We start from the raw sequence: 20,542 nt of genomic DNA, 5'->3' as shown, positions 1-20,542 counted from the left end.
GAGAAGTTGCACGTAGCTGCAGAAGCGTTGCTCGGGGTGATCTCCGGCCGTCAGGCTTTGCGCTGTGGATGCTCAGGTGCTCAACGCCCAGGTCTGGCTGAACGCGACGTACGGCGGGGTGGCGGGGTGGGTGCCGCTGGAGGAGACCGGGCAGACCGGGTGGTCGACGATGTACGGGCTGCGGCGTGGGCTGCAGACCGAGTTGGGGATCTCGCCGGTCACGTCGGGGTTCGGGCCGGCCACCACGGCGGCGTACGTCGCGCAGATCGGGAAGATCGACGGCAGCACCACCAAGGTGAACGTGCTGAAGTTGCTCAGCGCGGCCCTGTGGTGCAAGGGGTACGCCGGGTTGTGGGACGGCGCGGCGGTCAGCTTCGCGAACCTGAGCGGCTCGGTCGGGAGCGTCCGCGAGGACCTCGGGCTGGGCTCGGCCAACCCGTCGGTCGACGTGAAGCTGATGGCGTCGCTGCTGACCATGGACGCCTACACGAAGCTCAGCGGCGGGACGACGCAGGTGCGCGACGTCCAGCGCTGGCTGAACGCGACGTACCTGAACCGCCGCGACTTCGCGCTGGTGCCGTGCGACGGGATCTACTCGCGCGCGGCGCAGACCGCGATGACGTTCGGCCTGCAGTACGAGCTCGGCATGGCCGACGGGACCGCGAACGGCAACTTCGGCCCGGGCACCCGAGAAGGGATCCGCACCCAGGCGACGGTCTCGCAGGGGTCGGCCGACGGCGCGAAACGGTTCGTCCGGCTGTACCAGGCGGTGCTCCGCTTCAACCGGTACGACGCCCCGTTCACCGGCAGCTTCGACGGCGACACCGCGCAGCTGACCCGCGACTTCCAGGGCTTCATGGAGCTGCCGGTGAACGGCGTCGGCAACTACGGCACCTGGTGCGCGCTGCTGGTCTCCAACGGCGACACGACGATCGCCACCAAGGGTTTCGACACCAACAAGCAGCTCACCCTCGCGCAGGCCCAGGGCGCGGTCGCGGCCGGCTACACGCACGTCGGCCGGTACACGGTCGGCGCGAACAAGTTCATCACCGCACCGGAGCTGGACGCGCTGAAGTCGGCCGGCCTGAAGCTGTTCCCGATCCACCAGCGCTTCAACAACGCCCCCGGCGAGATGACCAAGGCGAACGGCCGCACCCACGGCATCGAGGCAGTCGAACGCTGCCGCGTCCTCGGGATCCCGGCGCAGAGCGTCGTCTACTTCTCGGTCGACTTCGACGCCCTCGGCGAGGTGATCGACGGCCCGGTCGCCGACTACTTCGAGGGCGTCAACGAGTCCATGGACCAGACGATCAACGGCCGCTACAAGATCGGCGTCTACGGCACCCGCAACGTCTGCGCCACGATGCTCGACAGGGACCTCGCCGAGGCGGCCTTCGTGGCCGGCATGTCCACCGGCTTCTCCGGCAACATGGGCTTCCCGATGCCGCCGGGCTGGCACTACAACCAGATCGTCGAGATCGCGTCCGGCGCCTACCCGGGCGCCCCCGCGATCGACAAGGATGTCGTCTCCTCGCACGCGACGCCGGTCGACCTGAACCAGGTCACCAGCCCGCCGGTCGAACGCGACGGCTCGGTCTCGGGCACCGGTTTCGACGCGTTCTTCGAGTGGCTGGTCCGCGCGGAGGTCGCGTGCGAGCGGGCGCTGGTGGCTCCGACGGTACCGCTGTCGCAGTACGCGTCGATGATCCCCACGTTCGTCATGCACTACCTGCAGAAGCCGAAGTACTGGGGCGGTCTGGGGTGGCCGCAGTACACGCCGATCACGACCGACACGCTGACCAGCCTGGCCCGTGCGTACGCCGAGGAAGAGCTCGGCCGGCTGACCCCGAACCGGCCCGTCTCCACGCGGGACATCGAGCACTTCGCGGCCACCGTCCGCGGCTACGAGTACTGGGGTCTGCCGGGCGACCAGAACGACTACGGCCTGGGTGACCTGGGCGGCTGGGCGCTGGATCTCCTGCAGCTGTGGGGCTCCTACCAGCACGCCAAGGCCGCCGATCCGGCCGTGGACCTGGCGGTGTTCCTGCGCGCCCGACTCGGGGTGGTCGATGGGGAGGGTGGCTTCTCCTGGGGCGATGTCGTCGCGGATGCGGACGCGTACCTGATCTGGCGCGCGAAGCAGGAGAGCGGGAGCAGCAGCTTGTCGGGCGCGGCCCGTGGGCTGCTGAAGCTGACCGACAAGCAGCGGGTCCGGAAGTTCTACACCGACCGGTTCGGCGGCTCGGCGGACAATCTCGCCCAGGCGTTCGTGAACCTGACCGACAACGGCCCGGTCGGCCTCCCGCCGGACTTCGTGCTCGAGGAGTTCGCCGGGGCGGAGAGCCTGCCGTCGGCCAACGAAGCCCGGACCTGCGCGCTCGTCTACGCGCAGCTGATGCAGACTCAGGGCTGACCGATGACCCTTCTGCCCGGCCGGGAGACGCTGCTGATGACTGCGGACCGTACGGACGACCGCGTGCTGCTCCGCCGGGACCGGACGGAGATCGGGCTTCTGGTCGTCGCGGCGGTCGGGGTGGTGCCGTTGCTGCTGGCCTGGATGGTTCTCGCGCAACTGCTGGCGCAGGTCGATCCGAGCCAGGACAGCGTGGGGATCACCCGGGACGGCGACCCGCTCAGTGTGGGGGCGCTGGTGGCGGTCGTGGGCGCGGTGGTCGTGGTGCTGCTGTTCGCCGGCCTGCCCCGGCCGGGGGCGCTGCGATCGGCAGCGGGTAGCACTCGGGGCGCCATCGCGCAGGGCGTTGGTGGTGTGGTGGTCGCGCTCGAGGCGTTCCTGATCAACCAGCTGCACTTCTACTTCAACGGGCCTGGCGACGGCTGCACCTACTCGGGGTGCTGGCCGCTCCACGAGCAGTCCGCGGCGCTTGCCACACCGGGGATCGTCACCGGGCTGTCCATGCTCCTGATGGCTCTGCTCGTACGCCGGGTGCCCTGGTGGGTTCGCGCCCTGGTGCCGGTGGTCGTGCTGGTGGCGACGCTGGCTGTCCAGTACGCCGTGTGGGACTCGTACCTGATTCCGATCTTCGAAGGGGCGCCGCGATGATGAGACGACGGACCGTGCTGCAGGGGGCGCTGGCGGGGTCGGTGGTGGCCGGGGCCTCGGTTGACGTCGCGGCGGCGGCTCCGGCAGCGGGCATCACGCCGGTGGGCCCGGGCGGTGCGCGCGTGGTGCACGCGCCGGACGGTGCTGCCGTGCAGGTGCCGGCTGACCTCGGTGTCGAGCTCACCAGTACCGGCGTACCGGCTGGGGCGGTCATCAGCCTCTCATACGACGAACGCCTGTACGACGCCGCCGCACGGCCGGTGCTTGTCCGCGGCAAGCAGGTTGTAGCGCTCCAGGCAACGCAGGCAGCGACCGGTGTCGCGCACGGGCGCCGCTTGGACCTGCAGCTACCGCAGCTCGCGCCGGGGACCTACACCGTCCACGCCGGCGGAGTAGCGCCCGCCCGCTACCCGGCTGACCTGGTCGCTGACCCGCTGGCGACCGAGGTGAAGGTGTCGCAGGGTGTGGTGACGGCCCGGGTGCTCAGCCGGCCAGTGGCCGACCAGGGCCTGCCCTGGGGAGTCCAGCTCGGCGCCGGGTGGACCAGGGCGAGTTGGGGCGACGGCTACTACGTCTGGCGGCCAGGGCTCGTGGCACTGCACTCCGTCGGGCCGGGCGTCGTACCGGCTGGGTCACGCGTCCGGGTGACGCTGGATCGACAGGTGTTCGAGTCGGTGCAGGTGACGAAGGTCCTGGGCAGCAGCGGCGAGCAGATCGGTGGGGTGAGTCGCCGGAGCACGCTGGCCGGTCAGCCGACGGCCAGCTGGACCCTGCATGCGCCGCTCGCAGCAGGCGCCCGGATCGCCCTGTCCTTCGCTGCCGAGGCTCGCTCGCTGCAGGGCGCGCTGGAGTACGTCGAGCCGTCGCTGGTCGAGTTCATCGCGCCCAAGCAGTCCAGGACGCCTCAGCGCCTCACCGGCGCCGAGAGCCAGACCCGGGTGGACGACGTGTACTCAGCCGCCACCCGGGCCCTCTACGCAGACAGCTAGGCGCCCAGCTGGCGCTTGACCTCGGCGGAGACGGCGCCGCCGTCGGCCTTGCCCTTCACCTTGGGCTGCAGGGCGCCCATCACCTTGCCGATGCCGCGCGGGCCCAGCTCGGCCGCGCCGGTGGCGGCGATGGTCTCGGTGACCAGGGCGGCGATCTCCTCGGCGGTGAGCTGCTCGGGCAGGTACTCGGCCAGGATGTCGGCCTCGGCCTGCTCCTTGTCGGCCAGCTCGGCGCGGCCGGCGTCGCGGTAGGCGGTGACGGACTCGCGGCGCTTCTTGGCCTCGGCGGTCAGGACGTCGAGCACCTCGGCGTCGGACAGCTCACGGGCCTCCTTGCCGGCCACCTCCGCCTTCGTGACAGCCGTCAGTGCCATCCGCAGGGTGGACTTGCGGATGTCGTCACGGGCCTTGAGGGCCGCGGTCATGTCGTCGTGCAGGCGCTGCTTCAGCTCGGAGTTGGACATAGGGGAGATTGTGGCAGGCTGGAGCAATGAGTCTTCGGGGACCGGCCATCACGGCACTGAAAGCCGCGGGCGTGATCGGTGCCGTCGGCGCCGCCTGCGTCGGGTACGCGGCGGCGATCGAGGTGCGCTGGTTCACGCTGCGCCGGTTCACGGTCCCGGTGCTGCCGCCGGGCGCCGACCCGCTGAAGGTGCTGCACCTGTCCGACCTGCACCTGATGCCTTCCCAGGAGAAGAAGATCCGCTGGGTCAACGAGCTGGCCCAGCTCGAGCCCGACCTGGTGGTCACCACCGGCGACAACATCTCCTCTCCCGACTCGGTGCTGCCGCTGCTGCGCGCGTACGGCGGACTGCTCGACCTGCCCGGCGTCTTCGTGTTCGGCTCCAACGACTACTGGAAGCCGCACTTCAAGAACCCGGCGAACTACTTGCTCCCGGCCAACAAGCAGAAGCACAAGCCGCACGGGCCGGACCTGCCGTTCGAGGAGATGCGGGCCGCGTTCACCGACGCCGGCTGGGCCGACCTGAACAACCTGAAGACCACCCTCAAGGTGAACGGCCTGCGCCTGGACTTCGCCGGCACCGACGACCCGCACATCAAGCGCGACCGGTACGCCGAGGTCGCCGGCGAGGTCGACCCCGCGGCCGACCTGTCGATCGGCGTCACGCACGCGCCGTACCAGCGGGTGCTGAACTCCTTCACCGGCGACGGGTACCCGCTGATCCTGGCCGGGCACACCCACGGCGGCCAGCTCGCGGTCCCGCTGTACGGCGCCCTGGTGACCAACTGCGACCTCGACACCTCCCGGGTCAAGGGCCTCAGCACGTGGGGGTCCGACGGGCGCCAGGCAGCGCTGCACGTGAGCGCCGGACTGGGCACTTCGCCGTACGCGCCGGTGCGGTTCGCGTGCCGTCCGGAGGCGACTTTGCTCACCTTGGTGCCCCGGATTCAGGGCGCCGGCTAACTCGATTTCGTCCCAGCCCGGTGCGCATGTAAGCTGACTCCGGCTTCGGGCTGTGGCGCAGTTTGGTAGCGCGCGTCGTTCGGGACGACGAGGTCGCAGGTTCAAATCCTGTCAGCCCGACAGAAGAGGGCGGTGACTCGCGAGAGTCACCGCCCTCAGTCATTTTCGGGGCCGATCTACAGTGGCCGGGTGACGGCGTTGCAGCGGGTTGACCTCGGTGAGGTCGAGTACGAGATCGCGACCAAGGACATGGCGACCTGGGTCGCGGAACGGTCCGACGGGAGCGCCGGGGACCGGTTGTTCCTGCTGAGTCATCCGCCGGTCATCACCTACGGGCAGCGGACCCCGCCGGCCGACCTGCCGCCCGAGACCGCGGGGATCCCGACGGTCGGCGTCGACCGCGGCGGCTTCGCGACGTACCACGGTCCCGGGCAGCTCGTCGGGTACCTGGTGATCGACCTGAAGCAGCGCGGGCCCGTCGACATCGTCCGGTGGGTCGAGACCGGGTTGATCGCGGCTCTGGGCGAGCTCGGCTTCCCGCTGGTACGGCGGGAGACGCCGCGCGGCGAGAGCAGCCTGGTCGGCGTCTGGACCGAGGACCACCGCAAGCTCTGCTCGATCGGGATGCGGATCCGGCGCGGGGTGACCAGCCACGGGTTCTCGATCAACGTCGACCCGGCGATGGACGTCTTTCACACGTTCACGACCTGCGGGTTGCACGACGTCACGATGGTGTCGCTGGCCGAGCTCGCCGCCGAGCAGGGCCGGGCCGTGCCCACCGACGCCGAGGTCCGCGACGCGGTGGCGAGCGCGCTCGGAGCGGCCTGACGCAGTAGCCTGCGGCCATGGACGCGGACGAGGACGAGGTGACTACTCATCGTTTCACTGCTCCTCCGCTGCCGCCGCTGCTGATCCTTCCCGTCGTCGGGATCCTGGCCGGGTTCGTCACCATCGGCGCGGTCTGGCTCAGCGAGCGCGGCTGCGAACGGTTCCGCGACACGTCGAACTGCGGCGCCTGGGGATTCCCGCTGCTGGTGCTGACCGTCGTCGTCGCGATCGTGCTCGGCGCGACCGCGCTCAGCCGGCTCGCGATGCCGCACCCGAAGCTCGTCGCGTTCCTCGGCGTCGGGTTCATGCTGCTCGTCGTACTGGCCTTTCTGGCCGACAACCTGTTCAGCACCTGGACCCTGCTGGTCGTCCCGGTGCTGACTGCGGTTACCTTCCTGCTCGCCCACCTGCTCGCCGGACTGCTGGAGCGCGCCGATGCCTGATCTGCCCCGCTACAAGGCCCACCGCACCACCACCCCGCCGTCGCTCGACGGCACGCTGACCGACCCGGCCTGGGCGGAGGCGGCCTGGACCAGCGACTTCGTCGACATCCGCGGCGACCAGCCGGCCCCGGCGTACCGGACCAGGGCGAAGCTGCTGTACGACGACCAGTACCTGTACCTCGGCGCCCAGCTCGAGGAGCCGCACGTCTGGTCGACGATGACCGAGCAGAACACGTTCCTGTACGAGGAGAACAACTTCGAGCTGTTCCTCGACCCGGACGGCGACCGGAACAACTACTACGAGTTCGAGATCAACCCGCTCGGGACGATCTGGGAGCTGACGCTGCCCAAGCCGTACGCCGACGGCGGCGTCGCGATCGACCCGACCAACCTGCCCGGGCTGCGGACCGCCATCCACGTCGACGGCACGCTGAACGACCCGAGCGACAGCGACGCCGGCTGGACCGTCGAGGCGGCGTTCCCGTGGGCCGAGCTGGCGGCGTACAACACCGGAGCGACGCCGCCCGCGCCCGGTGACGAGTGGCGGATGAACCTGATGCGCGTCGAGTGGTCGCACGAGGTGGTCGACGGCGGCTACCGGAAGGGCTCGCAGCAGGACTTCTGGGTCTGGTCGCCGCAGTGGGCCGTCGACATGCACAAGCCCGAGCACTGGGGCGTGCTGGAGTTCTGAGGACCCCGTGCTCCGGTGGTTTGGCGCCGGGGTGACAATGAGTGATGTGGAGTTCCGGGGCGGCGGGTACGACGAGGACCTGTCGTACCTGATCGACCTGGTCGAGCACCCCGATCCGTTGCGCTCAGCAACGAGCTATGCGCGGGCCGGCGTGCGTACGGCGGCCGAGGGCGACCAGGTGGTCGCTGCGATCGAGCGGGCCTGTGAGAGCGACCCGCGGATGGCGCTGCGGCTGGTGGCCGGGCTGTCGAGCTACTGGTGGTCGCGGGGGCTGCAGGACGAGGCGGCGGCTGCTGCTGAGCGCGTGCTCGGGATGCTGGGGCGGACGGTGCCGGCTGGGCTGGAGGAGGAGTACCTGCTCACAGTGCTGCACGGGGCATCGTCGGCCGAGCAGGAGCAGCTGGAGCTGGCGCAGCAGGTGGTGCTGGATGGTGTCGGGCCGTTCAAGTACCCGGTGACGGTGCTGCTGTGGGCGCTGGTCTTCGGCCCGTTCGAGTCGACCGCTGTGGTCGCCGACGTACTGGCCAGGCACGAACGAGACGGCGACGCGTGGACCCGGGCTGCTGTGGAGCTGATCAAGGGCTACCCCGGCCTGGTCGACATCGCACCTGCTGAAGCCGAGCAGTCGCTCCGCATCGCTTTAGCCCGATTCCGCATGCTGGAGGACCGCTGGGCGATGTTCCTGGCGCTCACCGGCCTCCGCCAGATCACCACGGACCTCCTCCCCATCACGTCGGAGGCCGTCGACCTGGCATCCGAGCTGGGCCTGGAGGAGGAAGCCGGCCTCCTCCTCTGCGAACGAGCCGAACTCCACCTCCGCACCGCCGCCCTGGACCAGGCCCGAGCCGACTTCACCGAGGCGCTGTCACTGGCCACCACCACCGACAACGCGGAGGCGGTCGCCGCCGCCCAGATAGGCCTGGCCCGCACCGCCCGCCACGCGGGCAACCTGGTCTGCGCCCGGGAGCACCTGGCCGAGCTCCTGGCCACCTGCCCGGAAGAGCTCCCCGACGCTCGCGAGGAAGCAGCCCACGAGCTGGAGGCGATCTGCGCCGCGGAGGCCACGGCGTAGTACCCATGTACCGCGCACACAGGGTGGTGTGTGGGCGCGCCACATGCCGCCGTACCGGCTGTGTTGGTGGCCACAGGGTGTGGGGGTCGCCCCTCGGTGTTCGGCTGGTTAGAGTCGAGGCGACTGGGCCCTCGAACTGCAACGGAGCAGCGGATGGACAAGACGTACGGGTCGCCGCGGGACGCGGTGGACGACATCGGTGACGGGGCGAGCCTCGCGGTGGGTGGGTTCGGGCTGTGCGGGAACCCGATGCAGCTGATCGACGCCATCCACGGCAAGGGGGTGAGCGGGCTCAGTGTCGTGTCCAACAACTGCGGGGTCGACGACTGGGGGCTCGGGATCCTGCTCGCCGACAAGCGGATCGCGAAGATGACCTCGTCGTACGTCGGGGAGAACAAGGAGTTCGCCCGCCAGTTCCTGTCCGGTGAGCTGGAGGTCGAGCTGACGCCGCAGGGGACGCTCGCGGAGAAGCTGCGGGCCGGAGGGTGCGGGATCGCCGCGTTCTTCACGCTGGCCGGTGTCGGCACGCAGGTCGCCGACGGTGGGCTGCCGCAGAAGTACAACGCCGACGGCTCGGTCGCGAAGGCGTCGGAGCCGAAGGAGACCCGCGAGATCGGCGGTACGACGTACGTGCTGGAGGAGTCGATCACCACCGACTTCGGGCTGGTGCACGCGCTCAAGGGCGACACCCACGGCAACCTGGTCTTCGACCGCAGCGCGCGGAACTTCAACCCGCTGGCCGCGATGGCCGGCCGGATCACGATCGCGCAGGTCGAGGAGCTCGTCCAGCCCGGCGAGCTGGACCCCGACGAGATCCACCTGCCCGGCGTCTACGTCCAGCGCGTGGTTGCCGTCGGCAAGGACATCGAGAAGCGGATCGAGAAGCGCACCGTGCAACCGCGCGCGGCGTACGACGCCCAGCGCGAGAAGCTGGAGGCCTGAGCCATGCCGCTGACCCGTGAGCAGATGGCCGCCCGCGCCGCCGCCGAGCTGGAGGACGGCTCGTACGTGAACCTCGGTATCGGCCTGCCGACGATGGTCCCGAACTACATCCCGGACGGCGTCACCGTGGTGCTGCAGTCCGAGAACGGCATCCTCGGCGTCGGCCCCTACCCGGTCGAGGGCGACGAGGACCCGGACCTGATCAACGCCGGCAAGGAGACCGTCACGACGTTGCCGGGGGCAAGCTTCTTCGACTCGTCGCTGTCCTTCGGGATGATCCGCGGCGGCGCGATCGACGCCGCGATCCTGGGCGCGATGCAGGTCTCGGCGACCGGCGACCTGGCCAACTGGATGATCCCCGGCACGATGGTCAAGGGGATGGGCGGCGCGATGGACCTGGTGCACGGCGCCAAGAAGGTGATCGTGCTGATGGAGCACGTCGCCAAGGACGGCTCGCACAAGATCCTCGCCGAGTGCGACCTGCCGTACACCGGTCGCGGGGTGGTCAACCGGATCATCACCGACCTCGCCGTACTGGACGTGACCGACGACGGCCTGCGGCTGGTCGAGCTCGCCGAGGGCGTCACCTTCGACGAGCTCCAGGACAAGACCGGCGCGCCGATCAAGCAATGAACCGGACGTCCGGGTGCCGCGGCGAGTTTCGCCAGGCGCCCGGACGGTTCCGGAGGTGCTGGTCGAAGAACGCCGGCAGGTAGGTGTTCAGCGTGTGCAGGATCCGGCGTGGGTCGACGGTGCCGATGGTGTTCGCGACCAGCTCGGGCGGGACGTCGAAGTGGCGCTGGAAGTGCGGGATCAGCGCTTGGTGGTCGATGAACGTGTAGTGCTGCCCACGCGGGACGTTGAGGTCGCGCTTCCAGCCGGTCGAGTTGTCCCAGAAGCCGCGCCAGGAGGGATCGGTGCGGTGGGTCTGCGGGCCGCCGTCGGGCCCGGTGCCGCCCGCACCGACGAGCAGGAACGGGCGATCGAGGCCCTGGGCAACGACCGGGCAGTCGGCGGGGTCGTCGTACCCGTAGCCGAGGGTGCCGTCGAGGTCGATCCCCGCTCGGAGGCGCCGGTCGACGAGCATCACGTCGGCCGCGGTGATCCCGCCGGCCGAGTGGCCGTACGCGCCGACTCCGGTCAGGTCGAGGATCTCTCCCAGCCCGTGCGGCAGCCGCCGTCCGTCGGCATCCGGGTTCCTGCCGTTCGCGAGCTGCTGCAGCGCATCAAGCACGTACCGTACGTCGGCCACCCGCGTCGCGCGCGCGAGCAGCGCGTAGGGCTCAGCCGGCAGCGTCTGTACGGCGACCCGCCCACCGGGGAACTCGACGGCGGCGGCTTCGTAGGTGTGGTCGACCGTCACCACGACGTACCCCCGACTCGCCAGCTCGGCGACCATGATCGAGCCCAGCCCGCGCGGTACGCCGAACCCCGGCGAGAACAGCACCACCGGTCGGCGCCCCCGGCTCACCGGCGCCGACAATCCGGCGTGCACCTGGGCGCCCGCCCAGTCGACGGCGTCGACGGGCTGTTGGAGCGCGACCGCCGCGCCCTCGGCGTACACCTGCGCGGTGAGCGGCGGAAGGTACGCCGCCCGCTCGGCGAGGCGAGTCGCCGGGTACCAGACGCTGATCATCAGCTCCCGTGGACGGCCTGGGACGAACGGATCGTCTCGCCCGTAGTCGACGAGATGTATCTCAGTGGTGCCGACCGGAAAGGGGCCGGTAGGTCGGGGAAACCGAAGGTGTACTGAGTGCCTTCTGGTGAAGGCCGAGGCCTGCAGGGTCGGCGAGGCGAGCAGGGCGGCGGTGCCGGCGAGGAGGACGCGTCGAGTCAGCATGGGCCCGAGCTTGTCCTCCTCGGCGTACGCCCGGCTGCTGCCGATCGCCAGTCGGCGCACCTGCCGAAAGTCAGAGCTGCTCGAAGTGGAAGCTCCGGATGAAGCAGTCGCGCGGCTGGTTGACCGCGAAGAGGATGCAGTCGACGACCGACTGGGCGGTGAGGGGCGAGCCCTCCTCGCGGGAGCCCGCTTGGGTGAAGTCAGGCGGGAAGAGGGAGATGACCCGGATGCCCTCCGGGCGCAGGCGAGCGGAAAGGATCTCGGCGTAGCCCGCCTGCGCGTGCTTGGCCGCGTAGAAGGCTGGATGCGCGCCCGAGCGATGCTGACCGGGCTCCCCCGCGGCGGAGATCAGGTTCACCACGTCGGCGGCTGGCGATTGCCGGAGCAGCGGCAGCACGCGCTCGGTGAGCAGCACCGTCCCGGTCGCGGCCCCGCCGATCGTGTCCGCGATGTCGGCCGGCGACGCGTCGCCGTCCAGGTAGCGCGCGCCACTGTTCACCAGGACGTCGAGCCGCTCGAGCTGCAACGCCGCGATCGACTCCGGCGACGACAGATCCAGTACGGCGGCGCGCGCCGATCCCCCGGCGGCGTGGATCAGCGCGACCGTCTCCTCGGCCGCGGCCGCCGTACGGACGGCAGCGACGACGTGCGCGCCCGAAGCGGCGAAGGCGAGGGCGAGCAGGCGTCCGGTGTCCCGGCCGGCGCCGGTGATCAGCACGTGTTTCACACCGGCCAGGAGATCACTTCAAGGGCTCTCGAGGTCAACTCTGGTGCAAGGTTCCCGCCGGTGATCTTCTGTCGTTTGCCCGGCTCGGTGAGGATGGACGCATGGGGCTCGACGTGTTCGTGATCGGTGGGGTGGGGATCGACACGGTCGTCCGCGTCCCGGGGCTTCCGCTGGCCGATTGGGAGACGATCCACGTCGAACCGGTCGAGTCGTACGTCGGCCACACCGGCCACGGCGTCGCGCTCGGCTGCCACCGGCTCGGGCTCGAGGCCGGCCTCGCCGACGTGCTCGGTGACGACGCGGAGGGCCGGCGGATCCGTTCGGCGTACGAGGAGCTCGGGCTGCCGCTGACCTGGGCCGTCCACCCGAGCGGGACGCGGCGCAGCGTCAACCTGGTCGCCCCCGACGGCCTCCGCACTTCCCTGTACGACGGACGCCATCCCGCCGGCATGCGCGTCGACCCCCGGCTGTGGCGCGGCTGGATCGAGCACTCGCGGCACGTGCACGTCTCGATCATGGACTTCGCGCGGCGCGCGCTGCCCGACGTACTGGCGGCCGGCCGCACGTTGTCGACCGACCTGCACGACTGGGACGGCGACAACGAGTACCACCGCGACTTCGCCCAGTGCGCGGACGTCGTGTTCGTGTCGACCAGCGCGCTGCGCGACAAGGCGGTCGACTGGATCTTCACCTGCGGCCGCGCGCAGGTCGTGGTCGCGATGGCCGGCGCGGACGGCAGCTATCTGCACGTGCGCGGCGAGCCGCCGGTCCACGTGCCCGCGGTCAAGCTCGCGGGTCGCCCGGTCGTCGACACCAACGGCGCCGGCGACGCCTACGTCGCCGCGTTCCTGACCACCTGGCTGGACGGTCGCTCGTACTACGAAGCCGCGACGGCGGGCGCGATTGCGGGTGCGTGGGCCTGTGGTTCGCCCGGGACGCACACGGACCTGATCACCGCCGAGCAACTGATGCTGCTCAACCGGTAGGCCCTGTGCACCGCGCCGCCCCGCCGGGCGCCGGTAGATCCGGTCGGCGTCGCGCAGCCGGGCGACACGCCCTAACCCCGGGTCAGCGGTGGATGCAGCGTGACCGCCGGCCCGCGGCGGAACAGCTGCGCGGGGCGACCGCCGTCCCGGGTCGTCGTCGCGCCGAGCGGTTCGACGAAGCCTTCGGTGCGGGTCGCCTTGCGGTGGAAGTTCCGCGGATCGAGCGGGACGCCCCAGACCGCCTCGTAGACGCCGCGCAGCTCGGAGACGGTGAACTCGTCGGCGCAGAACGCGGTCGCGAGCGGCGAGTACTCGAGCTTCGCGCGGGCCCGCTCGACGGCGTCGGTGAGGATCCGGTGGTGGTCGAACGCGAGCCGGCCGGGGTCGGCGAGGACGTCGGCGACGGGGATCCAGGAGGCCGAGGCGGCGTCCGATCCGGCGACCGGGGTGGGTAGGTCGGGGACAAGTGCCAGGTAAGCAACGCTCACTACTCGTCCACGAGGGTCCCGTCCGGGTTCGCCGTACGTTGCCACTTGCTCCAAGTGAATACGTTCAGAACCCACACCGGTCTCCTCCGCCAGCTCCCGCCGCGCCGCCGCCTCCAGCCCCTCACCCTCCCGCACGAACCCGCCCGGCAGCGCCCACCGCCCCTTGTGCGGCGGGATCCCCCGCCGGATCAGCAGCACCTCGAACGACCCGGCCTGGACGGTGAGGATCACCAGGTCGGTCGCCACACCCATCGGCTCGAAGTCCATACCGGCCACCTTAATCGTCACCTTGACGAAAAGCGATCCGACCCCTTATCGTCAAACTGACGACAACGAGGCCGGAGCGACCGGCCGTGAGGAGAGCACAGCGATGGCAGACATCACGCGGTTCCGTTTCATCAGTCACCTGCGGGCCAACCCGACCACCCACGTCCGGCACCTGCGGAACGGGAAGCTGGTGCACGACGGCGCCGGGCAGGCGTTCTGGTTCCGGGCGCTGAACTCGTCGCTGAGCGAGGTCCCGGTCGACGACCGCGAGCAGCCGCTGCTGTTCCACGGGCGGACCGTCGACTTCCAGGACGTCGTCGTCCAGGCGACCGTCACCTACCGCGTCACCGACCCGGCGCTCGCCGCGACCCGGCTCGACTTCGGGATCGACCCGGACACCGGGCGCTGGCGGGCGACGCCGCTGGAGCAGCTCGGCGGGCTGCTGACCGAGCTCGCGCAGCAGACCGCGCTCGACCTGCTGGCGCGGATGTCGCTGACCCAGGCGCTGTCCGAGGGGATGGCGTCGCTGCGGCTCGCGGTGAGCACGGGGTTGCGCGAGGACCAGCGGCTGAGCGGGCTCGGCATCCGCGTCGAGGACGTGCGGGTGGTCGCCGTACGGGCGGAGAACGACGTGGAGCGGGCGTTGCAGACGCCGACCCGCGAGATGGTGCAGCAGGCGGCCGACAAGGCCACGTACGAGCGGCGCGCGATGGCGGTCGAGCGGGAGCGGTCGATCGCGGAGAACGAGCTGCAGAACCAGATCGAGCTGGCGCGGCGGGAGGAGCAACTGGTCACGCAGAAGGGTCAGAACGAGCGTCAGCGCGCGACCGAGGCCGCGGCCGCCGGCCGGATCGAGACCGAGGCGGCGGCGTCGCGCAAGCGAGCCCTCAGCCAGGCCGAGGCCGACGCCAAGCGCGTGATCGGTGCGGCCGAAGCCGCCGCGGAGAAGGCGTTGCTCGACGCGTACGCCGAGATGGACCAGGCGACGATCCTGGCGCTGGCGATCAAGCAGGGCGCCCTGCCGGAGATCGGCACGCTGAACCTGACGCCGGATCTGATCACCCCGCTGCTCAGCAAGCTGACTGGTGACCAGGCATGAGCCTCCCACCTCGCGCAGTACTCGTGCACCGAGCCACCGAACTCAATGAGCTGGTAGCTCGGCACGGCACGAGGCAGCAGGCCGGGTTCTTCCTGCAGACCCGCGGGCGGGACCTGGCCGAGCTGGACGAGCGGCACGAAGCGCAGCAGAAGGCCCTCGCCGCCGTGTCGAGCGCCGTCCCGCTCGACTGGCGGCGGGCCGTGGTCGAGCGGGCCGATCTCGATCGGTTCGTCTTCGGCCCGGAGGACGTGGTGGTGGCGGTCGGGCAGGACGGGCTGGTGGCGAACGTCGCGAAGTACCTCGACGGGCAGCCGGTGATCGGGATCAACCCCGAGCCCGCGCGCAACCCCGGCGTACTGGTCCCGCACGAGCCGGAGGCGGCCGCCGATCTCCTGCGCACCCAGCACGTCGAGGAACGCACGATGGTCGTCGCCGGGACCGACGACGGCCAGCGCCTGCTGTCACTCAACGAGGTGTACGTCGGCCACCGGACCCACCAGTCCGCCCGCTACCGCCTCGCCTCGCCCGAAGGACTGGAGGAACGCCAGTCGTCCTCCGGCCTGCTGGTCGGCACCGGAACAGGATCCACGGGGTGGTGCCGCTCAGCCTGGCAGGAACGCCACAGCCGGCTCGCACTGCCCGGCCCGCTCGACCCGGCGCTGTGCTGGTTCGTCCGCGAGGCCTGGCCGTCGCCGGCCACCGGTACGTCGTACACCGAAGGCGTCCTGACCGCCCGCGACCACCTCACCGTCACCGCCGAGGCCGACCTGGTCGTCTTCGGCGACGGCATCGAGGCCGACGCTCTGACCATCACCTGGGGCCAGCGCCTCGACATCACCGTCGCCGACACCCGGCTGCGCCTGGTCCACTGACCGGATCGAAGTATTTCCCGTGATCTCCACGGATGGTGACCGTCCGGGTGAGTTCCGTGCTGACAGCGGTGTCAGATCGCGCATAAGGTGCGTTCACCACAACGGCCCTGTCGAGGGAGGGCCGTGGTGCTCCACCCACCGCCCACAGGGGAGCTACTTGCATGCGCAGATCTCGATCGAGCACGGCCTTCCGGACTGGAGTGGCCCTGCTGGCGACCGCGGCACTGGCGCCGATCGCGTCGCTGTCCGCGACCGCCGGTCCGCCGGCCAAACCGTTCGTCCAGGGGACGCAGACGGTCGCGGCGTACGACTACGACAACGCGATCCACGAACGGGTCCAGGTCGACGTACCGAACGTCGACGCCGACGCGAACGGCGTCAAGGACCAGGTCACCGTCGACATCATCCGGCCCGGTGAGGCCGCCCAGGCCGGGATCGACGTCCCGGTGATCATCCAGGCGTCGCCGTACTACGCGGGTGACCCGAAGAACTACTTCGACGCCGCCGGCACCCGGCAGGTGTACGGGAGCTGGCTCGACAACTACTTCGTCCCGCGCGGGTACGCCGTGGCCTTCGTCGACATGCCGGGCACCTTCCGCTCGACCGGCTGCAGCGACGTCGGCGCGGACTACGAGGTGCTCGGCACCAAGGCGGTCATCGACTGGCTGAACAACCGCGTCCCCGGCCAGACCCCGGACGGCGCCAAGGCCAAGGCGGACTGGTCGACCGGCAAGGCCGGGATGATCGGCGTCTCCTGGAACGGCACGATCGCGAACTCGGTCGCGAGCACCGGCGTTCGCGGGCTGGAGACGATCGTCCCGATCGCGGCGATCTCGTCCTGGTACGACTACACCCGCGGCTTCGGCGTACCGTTCTACGACGAGTACATGGGCTTCCTGCACGACTACGTGAGCAACGACGCGTCGCCGCGCTGCGAGGAGCTGACCGGCGAGATCGAGCAGGACTCCGACACCCGCACCGGTTCGTACAGCAAGTTCTGGGACCCACGGAACTACCGGCTCGACGCGAGCAAGGTCAAGGCCAGCGTGTACGTCGTGCACGGGCTCGGCGACGAGAACGTGAAGACCCGGCACTTCGGCGAGTGGTGGGACGAGCTGGCCAAGCGGGGCGTGCCGCGCAAGATCTTCCTGCACCAGGGCGTGCACCTGGACGGCTTCAGCTTCCGCGACGAGTGGGTCGACAAGCTGCACCCGTGGTTCGACTACTGGCTGCAGGGCCTGAAGAACGACGTGATGAAGACGCCGCAGGCGACCGTGCAGCGCGAGGACGGCTCGTTCGTCGACGAGGCCCGCTGGCCGGCGGCCGGGGTCAAGACCACGAAGCTGAACCTGAGCAAGCCGCTGAACGCCAAGACCGGTGGGCTGTCGATCGCGGCCGCCTCGTCGGACCCGGTCAGCTTCACCGGGACCAGCGCGGAGTCCGTCGACTCCGTCGTACTGGACCCGACCACGCAGCGGCCGGACCGCGCGGTGTTCCTCAGCAACGACCTGGAGCAGTCGGTCCGGATGTCCGGGACCGGCAAGGTCACCGTCCGGGTCAAGGTCAACAAGGTTGCCGCAGGCATCAAAGCGCGACTGGTGGACTACGGGACGGCGACCCGCTACCGCGACGTCACCAACGTCCCGAACACCAGCGTCTGCTGGGGTGACGGCAACACCCTCGACACCGGTTGCTACGCCAAGACGCAGATCAACACCGCCGTCTCCGACGCGTCGGTCGCGGTCCGCACCCTGGCCGACATCGGCCACTACAAGTCACTGAACCGCAAGGAGTCCCTGCAGTCCGGCAAGTGGTACGACCTGAGCTTCGAGCTGAACGCCGACGACGTCGTCTTCGCCGCCGGTCACCGCCTCGGCCTGGTGCTCACCGTCGAGCCCGACAACCCGTCCGTTCCCTTCACCGGTGCGACCGTCACCCTCGACCCGGCGAAGTCCTCGCTCACCCTCCCGCTGACCAGCGCACCGGACCTGACGACCGCGGACACCCCGCAGTCCCGGATCCCGGCCGACTCGCTGGCCCAGCCGGAGCCCAGCCACGACCCGGTCGAGCTGATGCGTCAGTTCGTCGACGCCAGCCGCTGATCCGGTGACAACACGAAGCCCCCGGCCTGGATTCAGGCCGGGGGCTTTGTGGTGCTGGTGTCAGGAGCTGATCGACCAGGAGTTGATGTAGCCGGTGTCAGCGCGGGCCACGTCGCGGACCTGGAGCTTCCAGGTGCCGTTGCGAGTCTCGTTGCTGACGGTCGCGGTGTACGTCGTGTTGACGTTGTCGGCCGAGTCGCTGCTGCTCGAGTTCTTCAGCCGGTACGACGTACCGTCGGGCGCGATCAGGTCGATCACCAGGTCGCCGCGGTAGGTGTGGACGATGTTGACCGCGACCTGCGCCGACGAGGTGTTTCCGGTGCAACCGGTCGCCGTCGCCGAGCTGGTGACGGCCGCGCCGGCGTCCGGGATGTTCACGTCGGTGTTGTTGGTGAACGGCCCGCAGGTTGGGCTCGGTCCGCCGCCGCCGAGCTGAGCGGCCGCGGCGGCGATCGCCGACGCGAACGTGCTCACCTGTGTGTAGACGCCCGGCGCACTCGGCCGGGCACAACCGTCGCCGTGGCTGACGATGCCGACCTGGATCCAGGCGCCGGCGTTGTCGCGGCGGAACATCGGCCCGCCGGAGTCACCTTGGCAGGTGTCGACGCCACCGGTCGCGAGCTGACCGGCACACAGCTCGGCCGGGAAGATCAGGTCGCTGTAGTAGTCGCCGGCGTCGCGGCACGACACGTCGTCGACGTACGGGACGTTGGCCTTCAGCAGGTAGCGCTGCTGCGCGCCGCCCTCGCTGGCCGCACCCCAGCCGGCCACCGTGAAGGTGCCGGTGTCGTACGTCGTACTGGTGGTGATCGGCAGCGTCGCGACGCCGGTGATCGGCGTCGCCAGCTTGATCAGCGCCCAGTCACCGCCGGTGCTGGTGCCGTAGGTGGGCGAGCGGTGGATGTACGTCGACTTCACCTTCGTCGCCGACGTGTCCTGCAGGTCGACCACACCGACGGTCGCGGTGACCGAGGTGTTGTTGCCGGTGGAACCCACGCAGTGCGCGGCGGTCAGCACGAGCTGATTGGTGTACATCGCTCCACCACATCCCATGGACAGCCTCACCATCCACGGAAACTCGCCTTGCAGTGCGCGGGTTCCACCGACGACTCGGGGGCCGGGCTCACCGTGGGCGGTGGTGGGCGCGGCGCTCGCCGAGTGGGCGGGCACGATGACCAGGGCGGCGGTCATCGCGCTCAGTACGGCGGATCGAAGGAACTTGGTCAGAAGCATGGGCGGTGCCTCCTCGAAAACTGCCTCGGTTGCACAGTTTGTACACCCTCCGGCACAGCCGGTGATGGCACGGGAGTGCGAGGGCACCGATGCGCCGGGATCGAGACCCAACCGAAACGGGCTACGCTGCCGCGGCCGCGAACTCAGGCCAGAATTGGAACAGCAGCCCGGCGGCGCTCAGGTGGTCCGTCGCCGGGCTGCTGGACCTCAATTCTCGCTCACAACTGCGCGGAAATGGTGGCCAGATGGTGACACGGCACAAGAATGCTGACAGGACAACAAATATCGCTCAGTGCAGTGGTCAGAACACGGACAGTGCGATCCGGATCTTGCGGGTCGTTCTACCCTGGAGTGGCGGTAGCCCACGGTGACCGCGCTCGGGAGGGAGGGGACAGCGATGAGCTCGACCGACACGGAGCGTGCCGAGCACCTGCGGGTGCTCGGGCTCAACGACGACGAGATCCTGGTCTACCAGCACCTGCTCCGGGCCGGCCCCTCGTCGATCGGTGAGCTGGACGGGGCCGTCGCCGGCCGCGCGGCCGGGATCGACGACGTGCTCGGCGGCCTGGTCCAGGCCGGGCTGGCGCGCCGGTCCGGGTCGGACCACTCGCGGTTCCTGCCGGTGCCTCCCGACGCCGGGCTGGAGGCGCTCACCCTGCGCCGCGAGTCCGAGCTGAAGCAGGCCCGGATCGAGGTCCTGAACGCGTACGACGAGTTCCGCCGTACGGTGCACAACGAGTCGACCACGCACCTGATCGAGGTCGTCACCGGCACGGCGATCGTCGAGCGGATCAACCAGATCAAGGGCAGCGCGCAGCGCGAGATCCTGGCCATCGACTCCCCGCCGTACTACCTGGGCGCGGGCCCGAACCAGATGGAGATCGAGCAGCTGAACCGGGGCGTCACCTACCGGATCGTCTACTCGCCGGAGTCCGTCGAGGTGCCCGGCTACCTGACCGAGAACATCCTCCCCTGCGTCGAAGCCGGCGAGCAGGCCCGAGTGTTGCCCGACGTACCGGCGAAGCTGACGATCATCGACGGCTCGATCGCGTTCGTGTCGATGTCGGTGCGCGACACCGACGTGAACCGGTCCCTCCTGATCATCCGCCCGAGCAGCCTGCTCACCGCCCTGATCGGCATGTTCGAACTCTGCTGGCGCAACGCGCTGCCGCTGCACGCGTCCGTCGGCGCCGAGGACGACCGCCTGGAACCCATCGAACGCCGCCTCCTCGCCCTGCTGGCGACCGGCGCCGCCGACGACACCATCGCCCGCACGCTGGGCATCAGCCGCCGCACGTTCTTCCGCTACCTCGAACGCCTGATGAACCGCACCGGCGCGAGCACCCGCTTCCAACTCGCCCTGCACGCAGCGCGCGAGAACTGGTTGTAGACAAGGGGCCTCGGACAGCACAACGGGGCCTTGAACAGGCTATTTCCTGTTCAAGGCCCCGTTGTCGTGTCCAGGGACCCCTTGAA

General features: G+C 70.0%; 20 protein-coding genes and 1 tRNA gene. 16 read left to right on the top strand and 5 right to left on the bottom strand.

All coding sequences use genetic code 11. The features are described from left to right. Positions 1-64 precede the first annotated feature (64 nt). From ACZ6Z4_RS00450 to ACZ6Z4_RS00440, 3 genes are read left to right on the top strand one after another with little or no spacing between them, the layout of a single operon-like run. Positions 65-2,413 carry a glycoside hydrolase domain-containing protein gene (locus tag ACZ6Z4_RS00450; protein ID WP_465556608.1) on the top strand — a complete coding sequence of 783 codons (2,349 nt, stop codon included), beginning with the start codon at positions 65-67 and terminating at the stop codon, positions 2,411-2,413. Positions 2,414-2,416: 3 nt separating this feature from the next. Next, entirely contained in the window at positions 2,417-3,061 is a 645-nt protein-coding gene (locus ACZ6Z4_RS00445; RefSeq protein WP_465556606.1) for a hypothetical protein, read from the top strand. Then, complete coding sequence (locus ACZ6Z4_RS00440) at positions 3,058-4,050, top strand: hypothetical protein (protein ID WP_465556604.1); 993 nt, start codon at positions 3,058-3,060, stop codon at positions 4,048-4,050. The genes ACZ6Z4_RS00445 and ACZ6Z4_RS00440 overlap by 4 nt, the downstream gene beginning before the upstream one ends. On the opposite strand, the gene ACZ6Z4_RS00435 is transcribed toward ACZ6Z4_RS00440, so the two are convergent. Then, on the bottom strand, positions 4,047-4,514 hold the full coding sequence (locus ACZ6Z4_RS00435) for a GatB/YqeY domain-containing protein (RefSeq protein ID WP_344176794.1): 468 nt from the start codon (positions 4,512-4,514) through the stop codon (positions 4,047-4,049). The genes ACZ6Z4_RS00440 and ACZ6Z4_RS00435 overlap by 4 nt on opposite strands. 26 nt (positions 4,515-4,540) lie before the next feature. On the opposite strand from ACZ6Z4_RS00435, the gene ACZ6Z4_RS00430 reads away from it, so the two are divergent. The 8 genes from ACZ6Z4_RS00430 to ACZ6Z4_RS00395 all read left to right on the top strand — a co-directional run bounded on the left by ACZ6Z4_RS00430 (position 4,541) and on the right by ACZ6Z4_RS00395 (position 10,085). After that, positions 4,541-5,476 carry a metallophosphoesterase gene (locus tag ACZ6Z4_RS00430; RefSeq protein WP_465556602.1) on the top strand — a complete coding sequence of 312 codons (936 nt, stop codon included), beginning with the start codon at positions 4,541-4,543 and terminating at the stop codon, positions 5,474-5,476. Positions 5,477-5,522: 46 nt separating this feature from the next. Beyond that, a tRNA-Pro gene (locus tag ACZ6Z4_RS00425) sits at positions 5,523-5,596 on the top strand. A gap of 69 nt (positions 5,597-5,665) precedes the next feature. Then, complete coding sequence (gene lipB, locus ACZ6Z4_RS00420) at positions 5,666-6,304, top strand: lipoyl(octanoyl) transferase LipB (protein ID WP_465556599.1); 639 nt, start codon at positions 5,666-5,668, stop codon at positions 6,302-6,304. Positions 6,305-6,321: 17 nt separating this feature from the next. Next, on the top strand, positions 6,322-6,747 hold the full coding sequence (locus ACZ6Z4_RS00415) for a hypothetical protein (protein ID WP_465556598.1): 426 nt from the start codon (positions 6,322-6,324) through the stop codon (positions 6,745-6,747). Next, positions 6,740-7,438 (top strand): carbohydrate-binding family 9-like protein, encoded by a 699-nt coding sequence (locus tag ACZ6Z4_RS00410; RefSeq protein WP_465556596.1) that lies wholly within the window; start codon positions 6,740-6,742, stop codon positions 7,436-7,438. Before ACZ6Z4_RS00415 ends, ACZ6Z4_RS00410 begins: the two co-directional genes overlap by 8 nt. A 37-nt stretch (positions 7,439-7,475) precedes the next feature. After that, complete coding sequence (locus tag ACZ6Z4_RS00405; protein WP_465556594.1) at positions 7,476-8,510, top strand: hypothetical protein; 1,035 nt, start codon at positions 7,476-7,478, stop codon at positions 8,508-8,510. Positions 8,511-8,663: 153 nt separating this feature from the next. Continuing rightward, positions 8,664-9,452 carry a CoA transferase subunit A gene (locus ACZ6Z4_RS00400; protein WP_465556592.1) on the top strand — a complete coding sequence of 263 codons (789 nt, stop codon included), beginning with the start codon at positions 8,664-8,666 and terminating at the stop codon, positions 9,450-9,452. Between the two features lie 3 nt (positions 9,453-9,455). Next, complete coding sequence (locus ACZ6Z4_RS00395; RefSeq protein ID WP_465556590.1) at positions 9,456-10,085, top strand: CoA transferase subunit B; 630 nt, start codon at positions 9,456-9,458, stop codon at positions 10,083-10,085. On the opposite strand, the gene ACZ6Z4_RS00390 is transcribed toward ACZ6Z4_RS00395, so the two are convergent. Both ACZ6Z4_RS00390 and ACZ6Z4_RS00385 read right to left on the bottom strand, forming a co-directional pair. Further along, positions 10,075-11,352: an alpha/beta hydrolase family protein gene (locus ACZ6Z4_RS00390; RefSeq protein ID WP_465556588.1), complete on the bottom strand. Its 1,278-nt coding sequence runs from the start codon at positions 11,350-11,352 to the stop codon at positions 10,075-10,077. The two genes, ACZ6Z4_RS00395 and ACZ6Z4_RS00390, sit on opposite strands and share 11 nt — an antisense overlap. Before the next feature lie 10 nt (positions 11,353-11,362). Next, on the bottom strand, positions 11,363-12,019 hold the full coding sequence (locus ACZ6Z4_RS00385) for an SDR family NAD(P)-dependent oxidoreductase (protein WP_465556586.1): 657 nt from the start codon (positions 12,017-12,019) through the stop codon (positions 11,363-11,365). 101 nt (positions 12,020-12,120) lie between these two features. Between ACZ6Z4_RS00385 and ACZ6Z4_RS00380 the strand changes: the two genes are divergently transcribed. Continuing rightward, entirely contained in the window at positions 12,121-13,005 is an 885-nt protein-coding gene (locus tag ACZ6Z4_RS00380) for a carbohydrate kinase family protein (protein ID WP_465556584.1), read from the top strand. A 71-nt stretch (positions 13,006-13,076) separates the two neighbouring features. On the opposite strand, the gene ACZ6Z4_RS00375 is transcribed toward ACZ6Z4_RS00380, so the two are convergent. Further along, a complete protein-coding gene (locus ACZ6Z4_RS00375) occupies positions 13,077-13,760 on the bottom strand; it encodes an NUDIX hydrolase (RefSeq protein WP_465556582.1) in 684 nt (227 codons plus the stop codon). Between the two features lie 103 nt (positions 13,761-13,863). Here ACZ6Z4_RS00375 and ACZ6Z4_RS00370 point away from each other — a divergent pair, with 103 nt between their 5' ends. From ACZ6Z4_RS00370 to ACZ6Z4_RS00360, 3 genes are all read left to right on the top strand, one after another. Beyond that, the gene (locus ACZ6Z4_RS00370) at positions 13,864-14,859 is read left to right on the top strand and encodes an SPFH domain-containing protein (protein WP_465556580.1); all 996 of its coding nucleotides are present in this window, start codon (positions 13,864-13,866) and stop codon (positions 14,857-14,859) included. After that, positions 14,856-15,731 (top strand): NAD(+)/NADH kinase, encoded by an 876-nt coding sequence (locus tag ACZ6Z4_RS00365; protein WP_465556578.1) that lies wholly within the window; start codon positions 14,856-14,858, stop codon positions 15,729-15,731. Before ACZ6Z4_RS00370 ends, ACZ6Z4_RS00365 begins: the two co-directional genes overlap by 4 nt. A gap of 161 nt (positions 15,732-15,892) precedes the next feature. Beyond that, entirely contained in the window at positions 15,893-17,833 is a 1,941-nt protein-coding gene (locus ACZ6Z4_RS00360) for a CocE/NonD family hydrolase (protein WP_465556576.1), read from the top strand. A 60-nt stretch (positions 17,834-17,893) separates the two neighbouring features. On the opposite strand, the gene ACZ6Z4_RS00355 is transcribed toward ACZ6Z4_RS00360, so the two are convergent. Next, positions 17,894-19,066 (bottom strand): trypsin-like serine protease, encoded by a 1,173-nt coding sequence (locus tag ACZ6Z4_RS00355; RefSeq protein WP_465556574.1) that lies wholly within the window; start codon positions 19,064-19,066, stop codon positions 17,894-17,896. A gap of 397 nt (positions 19,067-19,463) precedes the next feature. Here ACZ6Z4_RS00355 and ACZ6Z4_RS00350 point away from each other — a divergent pair, with 397 nt between their 5' ends. Further along, positions 19,464-20,456 carry a helix-turn-helix domain-containing protein gene (locus ACZ6Z4_RS00350; RefSeq protein ID WP_363675690.1) on the top strand — a complete coding sequence of 331 codons (993 nt, stop codon included), beginning with the start codon at positions 19,464-19,466 and terminating at the stop codon, positions 20,454-20,456. Positions 20,457-20,542 lie beyond the last annotated feature (86 nt).

The organism is Kribbella sp. NPDC104740 (genome assembly GCF_055583505.1).
The sequence above is the reverse complement of the archived record's forward strand: the minus strand, read 5'-3'. Positions and strand labels throughout refer to the sequence as shown.